The 11769-nt window shown below is 43.9% G+C and carries 10 protein-coding genes; 5 read left to right on the top strand and 5 right to left on the bottom strand.

The genetic code is table 11. From position 1 onward, the window contains the following. Window positions 1-6: 6 nt before the first annotated feature. The 3 genes from JMX70_RS12590 (at window position 7) to gltS (ending at window position 2521) form a co-directional block, all read left to right on the top strand. Complete coding sequence (locus JMX70_RS12590; protein WP_406947865.1) at window positions 7-786, top strand: ribonuclease domain-containing protein; 780 nt, start codon at window positions 7-9, stop codon at window positions 784-786. 1 nt (window position 787) lies between these two features. Continuing rightward, the gene (locus tag JMX70_RS05915; protein WP_201590392.1) at window positions 788-1165 is read left to right on the top strand and encodes a barstar family protein; all 378 of its coding nucleotides are present in this window, start codon (window positions 788-790) and stop codon (window positions 1163-1165) included. Between the two features lie 84 nt (window positions 1166-1249). Further along, on the top strand, window positions 1250-2521 hold the full coding sequence (gene gltS, locus JMX70_RS05910; RefSeq protein ID WP_201590390.1) for a sodium/glutamate symporter: 1272 nt from the start codon (window positions 1250-1252) through the stop codon (window positions 2519-2521). Between the two features lie 144 nt (window positions 2522-2665). Here the strand turns inward: gltS and glyA are convergent, their stop codons facing one another. The 4 genes from glyA to JMX70_RS05890 all read right to left on the bottom strand — a co-directional run bounded on the left by glyA (window position 2666) and on the right by JMX70_RS05890 (window position 6172). Beyond that, the gene (gene glyA, locus JMX70_RS05905) at window positions 2666-3922 is read right to left on the bottom strand and encodes a serine hydroxymethyltransferase (RefSeq protein ID WP_201590388.1); all 1257 of its coding nucleotides are present in this window, start codon (window positions 3920-3922) and stop codon (window positions 2666-2668) included. A 26-nt stretch (window positions 3923-3948) separates the two neighbouring features. After that, complete coding sequence (locus JMX70_RS05900) at window positions 3949-4101, bottom strand: hypothetical protein (RefSeq protein ID WP_180952507.1); 153 nt, start codon at window positions 4099-4101, stop codon at window positions 3949-3951. A 131-nt stretch (window positions 4102-4232) separates the two neighbouring features. Further along, the gene (locus JMX70_RS05895) at window positions 4233-4733 is read right to left on the bottom strand and encodes a chorismate--pyruvate lyase family protein (protein ID WP_201590387.1); all 501 of its coding nucleotides are present in this window, start codon (window positions 4731-4733) and stop codon (window positions 4233-4235) included. Window positions 4734-4813: 80 nt separating this feature from the next. Further along, on the bottom strand, window positions 4814-6172 hold the full coding sequence (locus tag JMX70_RS05890; protein ID WP_201590622.1) for a GNAT family N-acetyltransferase: 1359 nt from the start codon (window positions 6170-6172) through the stop codon (window positions 4814-4816). Between the two features lie 852 nt (window positions 6173-7024). Here JMX70_RS05890 and JMX70_RS05885 point away from each other — a divergent pair. Together JMX70_RS05885 and JMX70_RS05880 are read left to right on the top strand one after the other, a co-directional pair. Next, the gene (locus JMX70_RS05885; protein WP_201590386.1) at window positions 7025-9247 is read left to right on the top strand and encodes an NADP-dependent isocitrate dehydrogenase; all 2223 of its coding nucleotides are present in this window, start codon (window positions 7025-7027) and stop codon (window positions 9245-9247) included. A gap of 413 nt (window positions 9248-9660) precedes the next feature. Continuing rightward, window positions 9661-10041 (top strand): potassium channel family protein, encoded by a 381-nt coding sequence (locus JMX70_RS05880; protein ID WP_201590384.1) that lies wholly within the window; start codon window positions 9661-9663, stop codon window positions 10039-10041. Window positions 10042-10154: 113 nt separating this feature from the next. Here JMX70_RS05880 and icd read toward each other — a convergent pair whose 3' ends face one another. Continuing rightward, window positions 10155-11414 (bottom strand): NADP-dependent isocitrate dehydrogenase, encoded by a 1260-nt coding sequence (gene icd / locus JMX70_RS05875; RefSeq protein ID WP_144297428.1) that lies wholly within the window; start codon window positions 11412-11414, stop codon window positions 10155-10157. Window positions 11415-11769: the final 355 nt, after the last annotated feature.

The raw sequence follows: 11769 nt of genomic DNA, 5'->3' as shown, positions 1-11769 counted from the left end.
GAAGCCGTGCCCATGCAAAGTGGCAAAATTAAACACTGGAATGCTGACAAAGGCTATGGCTTTATTGATGTAGACAATCAAAGTGAAGATGTCTTCTTTCATATCAGCAGCGTGCGCTTATCGCGGCCGATAAGCGAGGGTCAACGTGTCTATTTTAACAGTCAGCGTAATGATAAAAACCAATTACGCGCAACCGAAGTCACCTCTAACGAATTAAGTATTTTAGAAACGGCAGACGCAAAAAAACCACTAGCAAATGCAATCAATCATCATGCAAAAAATACGCATAAAAATAACGCTAGCTATCATCGAAAAAACCAGTCAAAAAACAATCAAAGCAAGCCACATAAAAAAAGCGGTTTTTCTACCCTATTGAGTTTTATCGCGCTGTTTGCCATGGCGGTCTACTTCTTTGGCGATTTAACCTCCAGTTTTTTTGCAGACAGCACGCCAGCAACGTCTATAACGCAGACAGCGCCTAAGACCTCTAGCCGTGATACAGCAGCCACAGCAGCTATCACGGGTGACGCGCAAATTGACCAAACACTGGCGCTGATTCAGCAAGGTGGCCCGTTTCCTTATCCAAATAAAGATGGCACCACCTTTTATAATCGCGAAGGCAAATTGCCTGCCCAGTCGCAAGGCTATTATCGCGAATATACCGTGCCGACGCCGGGCGTTACGCATCGCGGCGCACGGCGTATTGTCACCGGCGGTCATCCGCCAACCGTCTATTATTTGACCGTCGACCATTACGATAGCTTTCAGCAATTGCAGGTGAGATGATATGAGCCAAGCGATTTATTATATTAAAAAAAATGACGTTAACCAAAACGCCATTGCCCAAAAAAACGAAGCGCTTATTCATCGCATTCCTAAGCATGCGATTAACATTCCCATTGGCGATGTTTTGAATAAAGAAACGCTGCTAAATAGCTTAGCGACAGCCGCCAATTTTCCCAGCTATTTTGCCCATAATTGGGACAGCGCTTGGGACTGTTTGACCGATAGTGATATCACCGATTTCACGCTTTACTTAAATGCGGTAGAAAAAATCAACAGCGAGGACTTTAATGCCTTTAAGCGCCTGATCGAAGACGCCTATAAAGATTTTGGCAAACCGCAATTATGGATTATTGAGGCGTCAGACGATACCTACGCATAGCAAAACGAGCAGAACCTAAATTCGAGATAAAGCCAGTTTTATTCCGAATTTAGGTGAATTCATATTTACAGAAAGGATGAACTTATGGAAGTAACATTAAACGGATATTACACCCTAATTTTTGCCACATTGGTGCTGTTATTAGGGCGCTTTTTGGTTAAAAAAATTAAGTTTTTGGAAGACTTTAATATCCCAGAACCCGTGGCTGGTGGCTTGATTGCTGCTGTGATTGTTTATGCCCTTAATTTGATTTGGGGTTATAGCTTTAACTTTCACCAAGGACTACAAACAGCGACCATGCTGATGTTCTTTGCCTCTATCGGACTTAGCGCCGACTTTGGACGGCTGAAAGCAGGTGGTACGCCTTTATTAATTTTCACTATCGTCGTTTCGGTCTTTATTATTTTACAAGACGTGGTTGGGGTCGCGATGGCCAGCGTATTGGGACTTGATCCGCTGCTCGGCTTGGTGACTGGCTCTATCGCTCTAACAGGCGGCCATGGTACCGCAGGCGCGTGGGGCGTTGTGTTAGAAGAACAATACAATGTCGTTGGTGCCACCACTCTTGGTATTGCCGTTGCTACCTATGGTTTGGTTGCAGGTGGTCTGGTTGGTGGTCCTGTTGCACGCCGATTGATCAATAAAATGGGACTTAAACCGACCCCTGTTAATCCCAATCAAAGCGACGTTGAAAAGCTTGCTGGCAAGCAGTCGTTATATAGTACCAAACATAGCGAAGATGGCGATCATCGCCATGAAGAGATGTTTGAAAAACCTGATAACATTCGCATAATTACCGCCTCTTCTACGATTGAATCATTGGCTTTGTTTGCAGGGGCGTTGGCGTTTGCAGATATCATGACGCTGGTTGCAGCAGATACCGCGTTTGAGTTGCCTACCTTCGTTTGGGCATTAGCAGGCGGCGTTATCATTCGTAATGCCTTAACCATGGTGTTTAATTTTGATATGTTCGACCGTGCTATCGATGTGATTGGTAATGCGTCATTAAGTCTATTTTTAGCCATGGCGCTGCTATCGCTAAAACTATGGGAGTTAACAGATTTGGCAGGCCCTGTATTGATTATCTTGGTCGTGCAGACTTTAGTCATGATTGGTTATGCTTATTTTGTTACCTTTAGAGTCATGGGTAAAGACTATGATGCCGCTGTTTTGGCAGCTGGACACTCTGGTTTTGGTATGGGCGCCACGCCGACGGCGATTGCCAATATGCAGGCAGTGACTGATCGCTACCTGCCATCACCTAAGGCGTTTTTGATTGTACCAATGGTTGGTGCCTTCTTTGTCGATATCGTTAACGCAACTATCTTGCAGATATTTACCAAGTTACCGTTTTAGTCTTCTATATTATTGTCTTATTAATAAAAAATCGCCTAGCAAAAGTGAACTGACCCCCAAAAGTTGTGTCCAACTTATGGGGGTCAGTTCAAGTTCTAAGAGGTTTTTTTATATCTACTTATAAAACCAATTATTAATCAGAAATTACTGATTTTTAGCATAAACAGGTAGCTCTTTACAGATCGCTTCTACTTTGCCGCGTACTTCAGCAGCAACTTTTTCATCACCGCGGCTATCTAGGACGTCACAAATCCAACCAGCCAATTCGCCCGCTTGTGCTTCATTAAAGCCGCGCGTAGTAATCGCTGGCGTACCGATACGGATACCTGAAGTAACAAATGGCGATTTTGGATCGTTTGGTACGGCGTTTTTATTCACGGTAATGTGCGCATCACCAAGCCATTTATCGGCTTCTTTACCCGTCATTTCTTGCTTGACTAGGCTGATAAGCATCAAGTGATTTTCAGTACCGCCAGAGATGATTTCATAGCCGCGGTCTTGAATCACTTTTGCCATTGCTTTGGCGTTTTTGACCACTTGCTGCTGATAGGTTTTGAAATTATCTTCTAAGGCTTCTTTAAAGCAAACCGCTTTTGCCGCGATGACGTGCATGAGCGGGCCGCCTTGATTGCCTGGGAAGACAGCAGAGTTTAGCTTTTTCGCCAATTCTTCATCACGTGCTAAAATCATACCTGAACGTGGGCCACGCAAGGTTTTGTGCGTGGTAGTCGTGACCACATCGGCAAATGGTACTGGGTTTGGATAAACACCACCTGCGACCAAACCAGCAACGTGTGCCATATCTACTAAAAGGTACGCGCCAACTTCATCAGCGATATCACGGAAACGCTGCCAATCGACCACTTGCGAATAGGCTGAGAAACCAGCAATAATCATCTTAGGCTTGTGCTCTTTTGCCAAACGCTCAACTTCGTCATAATCGATCAGACCAGTTTCTTCAACCAAACCATACTGTACGGCGTTGTAGTTTAGACCTGAGAAGTTAATGTGCGCACCGTGCGTCAAGTGACCACCAGCGTCTAAGCTCATGCCAAGCACGGTGTCATTGGCGTCTAATAATGCTAAGAAAACAGCCGAGTTTGCTTGGCTACCAGAATGCGGCTGAACGTTGACGTATTCTGCGCCAAACAATTCTTTTGCACGGTCGATGGCCAATTGTTCGACCACATCAACGTGCTCACAACCACCATAATAACGCTTACCAGGATAGCCTTCAGCGTATTTATTGGTCAGGTCAGTGCCTTGGGCTTCCATCACTGCTTGTGAGCAGTAGTTTTCTGAAGCGATAAGCTCGATGTGGTTTTCTTGACGCACGCTTTCAGCGGCCATGGCTTCAGCAAGTACTGGATCAAACTCTTTGATAGAAATATCTTTAAACATAGTGATGTCCTAGGTAGTGGCTATCGTTAATGGTGATGCTCATTGAAAAGAGGCGAGTAATAAAAGAAGGTAAAATTGGCAAGCGCAGGCAATTGGCCTGTTAAAAACTTGTCCAAATCAGCAATAAAATCGGTGCGCAGAAGGGCATCGACATCATCGCTATAGCTTAAGTGTAGCATGAAACTTTGTGCGATGAGCGCAAAAAAACCTCACGGAAAGCTGAGAGATTTAAATGGCGTTATTAGAGAAATAAATGCGCAATAAAATAAATGACTTACTGATTTTGTATATCAGCTTTTATTGTAATTATTTAATCACTCTTGGACAAAAAAGCCGCTAAAAAAGTCTCACTAATCAGGATTTTACGCCCGTACCAATCATATAGCGTCTGCCGTTGCCAGCCGTCTGCCGTCTTTTCGATAGAACGTTGATTGGGTAAAGTACGGCGGCGCTTAAACAACACATAGCCAATCGGCGTACTTTTTAGCTGTTGTAAACGGCGAGCGCGCCCCTTCAAACTTACTAGCGGGAAAACGCTTTGGGCTTGTACCCATGGCTGCTCATTATCGCCATATAGCTGCGACTCGCGTACCCACGCCAATAACGGACGGTTTAACGCCGCGCCTTGCAAACCCAATTGCTTTTTTTGCGCTAAGGATAATAACCGATAACCTTCAAAGCTGCGCTCGACGCGTAACGGCTGCCCTGCTTTTACTTCGAGCATGGCCGTCAGCGACCCTTCGGTATTGAGAAAATTGACTAGCTCAGTGGGAGCGGATGATGGAGCAGAACAAGAAAAATGAGGAGTCATAGTTTACAGCTGATAGGAAGTTATTAAATGAGAAGTTGCTAAGCAGGAAGTGATAAATCACATATTAATAAGTGATACCATTAATCAGTACTATCAAACGTCGGCATATTATCAATATTAAAGGGCAATGCTGCAAAGGCTTGCTTGCGATATTGCGCCATATGCATGCGGTCTTTTACACAGAAATTACTAATCGCTGGGATAAAACGCCCATCGTAAATACGGTGCAACGAGTGAGTTTTGGTCGGAACAAAACCACGAATTAATTTGTGCTCACCTTGGGTGCCGGGGTCAAAATACGTCAAACCTTGCTCAATCGCAAACTCGATACCTTGATAATAACACAGCTCAAAGTGCAGGCTATCATACTCAGCGAGCGCGCCCCAATAACGACCATACAGCGTGGCGTTTTGGCTATTGGGTTTATCATAAAAAAACAAACTGCTAGCGATAATTTCACCATTGGCATCAAGCGCTTGCGCCAGCATCAAATGTTCAGGCAGGCTAACCGCTAGTCTTTTAAAAAAATCTAGCGTTAAATAAGGCTGTTGCCCGCGTACCGCGTAGGTCATCACATAACAATGATAAAACGTCTGCCAATCCTCTGCAGTGATAGCAACCCCGCATTTACGCTGGCAAGTGATGCCTTGCTCAGCAACTTTACGCCGCTCAGCACGCACGGTTTTGCGTTTTTTGGCTCTAAAGGTTGCCAAAAATGCCTCGAAGTTGGCAAATTGTTTATTGTTTTGACTGACATTTTTATTTTGCCATAAAAACTGGCAGCCCTGCCGCTCAAGTATCGGTAGCTCAATCGGTTCTGCTGTACCGCTATTTTTTTGATTATTAAGCGCCATTTCTATATCGGTATCAGTCGGCATTGACGCGTTAGCAATAGCCGCCATCTTAGACGTCACAAACAAACCATGCCAGCTAGAGGCCTCTACTTGCTGCGCGATATCATCAACGCCTGCGATAGCTGTCTTTAAAATATCCGTATTTAGCGCCTCACCTTCTGCTAGCCACAGACGCTGTCCCGTTACTGGTGTATAAGGCGCACTGGTCACCAAGCGTGGATAATAATCAAGACCATACTGCGCATAAGCTTGTGCCCACGCATGGTCAAAGACGAACTCGCCTTGATGATGCCCTTTAATAAAAACAGGCATAACGGCAATAGGCTGCCCTATTGGTTCTGAAGTAAGCGCTGACTGCGCAGCATTACTTTTATCATCATTCGCATTATTATCAATAACGCCATCTGTCTCATTTGGCCGATGGATTAAGACATAAATCGGCAACCAACCTGCTTGCTCACCAATTGCGCCTGTATCACTAAGTGCTTGCCAAAACTCAAATGTCATAAAAGGCGTATCTGGCGTTTGCCAACGCGCCATATCCTGCCAGCTATTATCACTGAGTAACGCATATTGTAAATTCATCATCACCACACTATTTTTAGAATTTATTATTAAGCTCATTGGTTTTATCGTTTAGCCTAGCAAATATCAGCGCTTTTGCTGTCACAATTTGCAAAAAACCAGAAGTTATCTAGCGCTAAAATACTTTTATGAAGAAGGGTTATCAACAAAGGCGCATAAAAATGCCCTACGGACAGATTACTAAGTCTTTTATTGATGGAGCGCAGGATTGGGTTTTGCTAGCGTTAGTGTGTTAAAAACAGATAATTTGAAGTATGTAGACTATCTCAACGTCGATAAGCCGATCATTTCAAAAACAAGCTTACAAAAGTAAAAATAGCACTAAAAGCGCGCTAATTACACGCAAAAGATGATATTGAGGGCGAGGACTGGTAGAATAAGGCTATTATTAGCTTAATATAATTCAGATACATAGGGTATGAGCGAAAATAGTATACTTAGTTCAATATACAACATTGACATCATATCAGATTTATAGTGGATCAACTATAATATAGCGTCAGCCATTCGCGCTCAGATCATTGTAAATCATGAGTATTGAGTCGCTGGTTTGCATAACTTTTTAACTACGGTCTTTTGAGTGTGACCTTTTATAATGTTTTATAATCACTCTTTAATAAAGCTAGTGCTTGATCGAGTGCCTGCTTTATAAAGACGAATAAACATAAATGGCTGGCGACGAAACTTTTCTCGCCGTCATACTCGCTCAAGAATGGCGATAAAAGACGACTGATGTATTTGAACCTCGAACCAACCCCGTAGACCATTATGGTATAAGGGCTGTATAAAGCTATTAAATGATACCGCAGCCTTATTAACCTCATTAATGACAACAAGGAATAATCTACTAACATGTCAAAAATTATTTATACAAAAACTGACGAAGCCCCAGCGCTTGCCACCTTATCATTTTTGCCGATTGTAAAAGCATTTGCCCAGACAGCAGGCGTCGATGTTGAAACCAGTGATATCTCGGTCGCGGCGCGTGTGTTGGCTGAATTTCCAGAATACTTAACCGAAGAGCAGCGCGTTCCAAATAACTTAGAAGCGCTTGGCAAATTGACTCAAGATCCAAACGCCAATATCATTAAACTACCAAATATCAGTGCTTCTGTACAGCAGCTAAAAGCGGCTATCAAAGAGCTACAAGGTAAAGGCTACGCGATTCCTGATTTTCCAGACGAGCCAAAAAACGCAGAAGAAGAAGAAATCCGTCGCCGTTATGGCAAAAGTCTAGGCAGCTCGGTCAACCCTGTATTACGTGAAGGTAACTCAGACCGCCGCGCGCCAAAAGCAGTCAAAAACTACGCGCGTAAACATCCGCACTCGATGGGCGAATGGAAACAGTGGTCACAGACTCACGTTTCGCACATGCACAGCGGCGACTTTTATGACGGCGAGCAGTCGATGACCTTGGATAAAGCGCGTACCGTGCGTATGGAGCTTTTGCTCGAAGACGGTACGACTAAGGTATTAAAACCAAAGATTGCCTTACTTGATAAAGAAGTCATCGACTTGATGTTTATGAGCAAAAAAGCGCTGCTTGAGTTCTATGAGCGTGAAATGGAAGATTGCCGCGAAGCCGGTATTTTATTCTCATTACACGTAAAAGCCACGATGATGAAGGTGTCACATCCTATTGTCTTCGGTCACGCGGTGCGCATTTATTATAAAGACGCCTTCCAAAAACATGGCGCGTTATTTGATGAGCTAGGTATCAACGTCAATAACGGTATGGCAAGCTTGTACGAAAAAATCACCGAATTGCCAGCCAGCTTACGTGAAGAGATTGAGCGCGATCTCCATGCCTGCCAAGTACATCGTCCGCGTCTAGCGATGGTTGATTCTTCAAAAGGTATCACCAACTTCCATTCTCCAAGTGACGTGATTGTCGATGCGTCAATGCCCGCGATGATTCGTAACGGCGGTAAAATGTGGGGCGCTGATGGTAAATTATATGACTGTAAAGCGGTCATGCCTGAATCGACTTTTGCGCGTATTTACCAAGAGATGATTAACTTCTGTAAGTGGCATGGTAACTTTGACCCAACCACTATGGGTACGGTGCCAAACGTTGGTTTGATGGCACAAAAAGCAGAAGAATACGGCTCACACGACAAAACCTTTGAATCTAGTGATAACGGTATCGCACGTATCGTCGATATCGACTCAGGCGAAGTCTTACTTGAGCAGCGTGTTGAAAAAGGCGACATCTGGCGCATGTGTCAGACCAAAGATGACCCTATCCAAGACTGGGTTAAGCTTGCAGTACGCCGTGCGCGCGAATCAGATACGCCAGTTATTTTCTGGCTCGACCCATACCGTCCACACGAAAACGAGCTGATTAAAAAGGTTAAAACCTACCTAAAAGATCATGACACCAACGGTCTGCACATCGAAATCATGTCACAAGTTCGCGCCATGCGTTATACCCTAGAGCGCGTTGCCCGTGGTTTAGATACGATTTCTGCGACTGGTAATATTTTGCGTGATTATCTGACTGATTTGTTCCCGATTTTAGAATTGGGCACCAGTGCGAAAATGCTGTCAGTTGTGCCACTAATGAAAGGCGGCGGTTTGTTCGAAACAGGTGCAGGCGGTTCAGCACCGAAGCACGTACAGCAGCTCCTCGAAGAAAACCATCTACGTTGGGATTCTCTCGGTGAGTTCCTAGCCTTGACCGAATCTTTAGAGCATTTGGCGAAAAATGATGATAATGCCAAAGCGAAAGTATTGGCAGACGCCCTTGATAGAGCCACCGAAACACTACTGTTAAATGACAAATCGCCATCACGTAAAACTGGCGAGCTTGATAACCGTGGTAGTCATTTCTATCTGGCAAAATACTGGGCAGAAGAACTGGCTGCTCAAGATGAAAATAGCGAGCTAAAAGCACAGTTTGCGCCGCTGGCCCAAAAACTTGAAGACAATGAAGCCGCTATCGTTGAGCAGCTGAATGAAGTTCAAGGTAAGTCGATGGATCTAAAAGGCTACTACTTAGCTGATGAAGCATTGGCTGAAAAAGCCATGCGCCCAAGTCCGTTATTCAACGAAGCTATTGCTTCATTGTCATAAATGCTTGGTTGCAAATAAAACCAAGCTGGCTGAACAAGTCTTGTTAACGTCAGTTTAAAACAAACGCCCCAATAGTCCTAGGCTATTGGGGCGTTTTTATAGGTTCTGTGCTGCTTAAAGCGTTCAAAGCAAACACCTACACCAATGTCTTATATAAAGCGCCCTACTGCTACGGTTAGATGACGCTAATGTTAAAATTATTTTTGAGCATTTACTGGGCCTAAGACTCAGCATAATACTGAGCGTATGGATGACATCTTATGATACTAGAAAAAATAACAACCGCCAGAGGAACTCTTTTTATTTATATCCTCACTGGCAGTTTATGGTATTTACTGACGCATTTTTTACCAGCCAATAGGTGGCGCGATATATTTACTATCGGCCTTGCCTTCTTATTTTGCGGTATTTTTATGTGGTCGCTTTTTAGCACCTTGCAGCGTATCTATGGCGATGATGGCAATTTATGGAAAGAGCTTGCAATGACAACGCTCAACGTCTTTTTATTTTTACTGACCTTCTCCGCCCTTTATTACGAAGTCGGCATCGTCGACACCACACTCGATGGCAATCCTATTTCGCAAGATTTTTGGGCGTGCTGCTATTATGCCGTCGTCACTTTTACCTCAACAGGCTATGGCGATTTTCGGCCACAAGGCATCACTCGGGTGTTTGCAAGCTTACAGGCGTTAATTGGCTACTTAGTGCTCGGTTTAATGGCTTCAACCAGCTTATCGGTGGTTAAATGGACAGCGAATGGTAGCGGTAAAAGTCGTGGTAAAAATGACAGCTAAACTTATTCTTCAATAATCAGTATAAAAACCATAAGCACAAAAAAACCATCTATAAAAATATAGATGGTTTATTGTTTGCGCTATAAATTATAAAATCACATGCTATAAAGCCCTTACACATCCATATGCTTAATAATGGCTTTGCCAAACTCCGAGCTACTGAGCAAAATGGCATCTGGCATCAAGCGCTCAAAGTCATAAGTGACAGTTTTATTTTTAATCGCGCCTTTGATACCTGCGATAACAAGGTCAGCCGCTTCTATCCAGCCCATATCACGCAGCATCATCTCTGCCGATAGAATCAACGAACCTGGATTGACCTTATCTTGACCAGCATATTTAGGCGCTGTGCCGTGGGTAGCTTCATAAACAGCGATTGAGCCGCCCTTATTGGCACCCGGCGCGATACCGATACCGCCAACTTCAGCAGCAAGCGCATCAGAGATATAATCACCGTTTAAGTTCAAGGTTGCAACGACTGAATACTCAGCAGGGCGCATCAGGATTTGCTGCAGAAAAGCATCAGCTATGACGTCTTTGATAATAATATCATTACCAGTTTTTGGATTTTTCATCGTCATCCAAGGTCCACCATCGAGCAGCTCCGCACCAAAACGTTCAGCGGCAAGCTCATAGCCCCATTCTTTAAACGCGCCTTCGGTAAACTTCATGATATTACCTTTGTGCACGAGAGTGACGCTCGGTAAGTCATTATCGATGGCATGCTGGATAGCTTTACGTACCAAACGCTGCGAGCCTTCTTTTGATACAGGCTTGATGCCGATACCGCAGTCATCTGAGAAGCGGATTTTGGTCACCCCCATCTCTTCCTTTAGGAATTTAATAACTTTTTTGGCGTCATCACTGCCCGCTTTCCACTCGATACCAGCATAAATATCTTCTGAGTTTTCGCGAAAAATCACCATATCAGTCAGCTCTGGGCTATGTACAGGGCTTGGTACACCTTCAAACCAACGTACGGGACGCTGACAGACGTACAGGTCAAGCTCTTGCCGTAGCGCGACGTTTAATGAGCGCATACCGCCGCCAACTGGCGTGGTCAGAGGCCCTTTAATGCTTATGACATACTCGCGCAAAATCTCTAGCGTTTCGGTCGGCATGTATTCGCCATCATAGATTTTAGATGCCTTTTCGCCGCAATAAACTTCCATCCAAACGATCGATTTTTTACCTTTGTAGGCTTTTGCTACGGCGGCATCGACCACTTTAATCATCACCGGCGTGATATCAACACCAATGCCATCACCTTCGATAAAGGGGATAATCGGATGATTAGGGACGTTTAGGGACAAATCAGCGTTGACGGTTATTTTTGCGCCGTCTCTTGGGACGATAACTTTATCATAGGGCATGGGGTCAAACTCCTTTTATACTTATATATTGGTTGCGCCAGTTTCCTTGGCGTTCTGTTATGCTAGCTCAGATATTTTGGCTTTAAAATGGCAGTATGGTAGCGAGTTAAATACCAACCATTTGCGTAAAATGCCGCTAAGCCAATAGGTTTAAAAATATGTTAGATAATCATTTTAAAAATCATATTTTTTGCCATTATTTCTATGACTAAAGCGCCAAAGTTGCGTAAAGCAAAAATGTTGATTTTTATAATCTCTATCAGATTAATGACATTAAAATATCACCATTTACCTTAAATAGTGTACTAACATAAAAGCATGACTGATAATTTTTCTTTTGCATACGTCAGTTTTA

The organism is Psychrobacter pulmonis (assembly GCF_904846465.1).
GTDB lineage: Bacteria > Pseudomonadota > Gammaproteobacteria > Pseudomonadales > Moraxellaceae > Psychrobacter > Psychrobacter faecalis.
The sequence above is the reverse complement of the archived record's forward strand: the minus strand, read 5'-3'. Positions and strand labels throughout refer to the sequence as shown.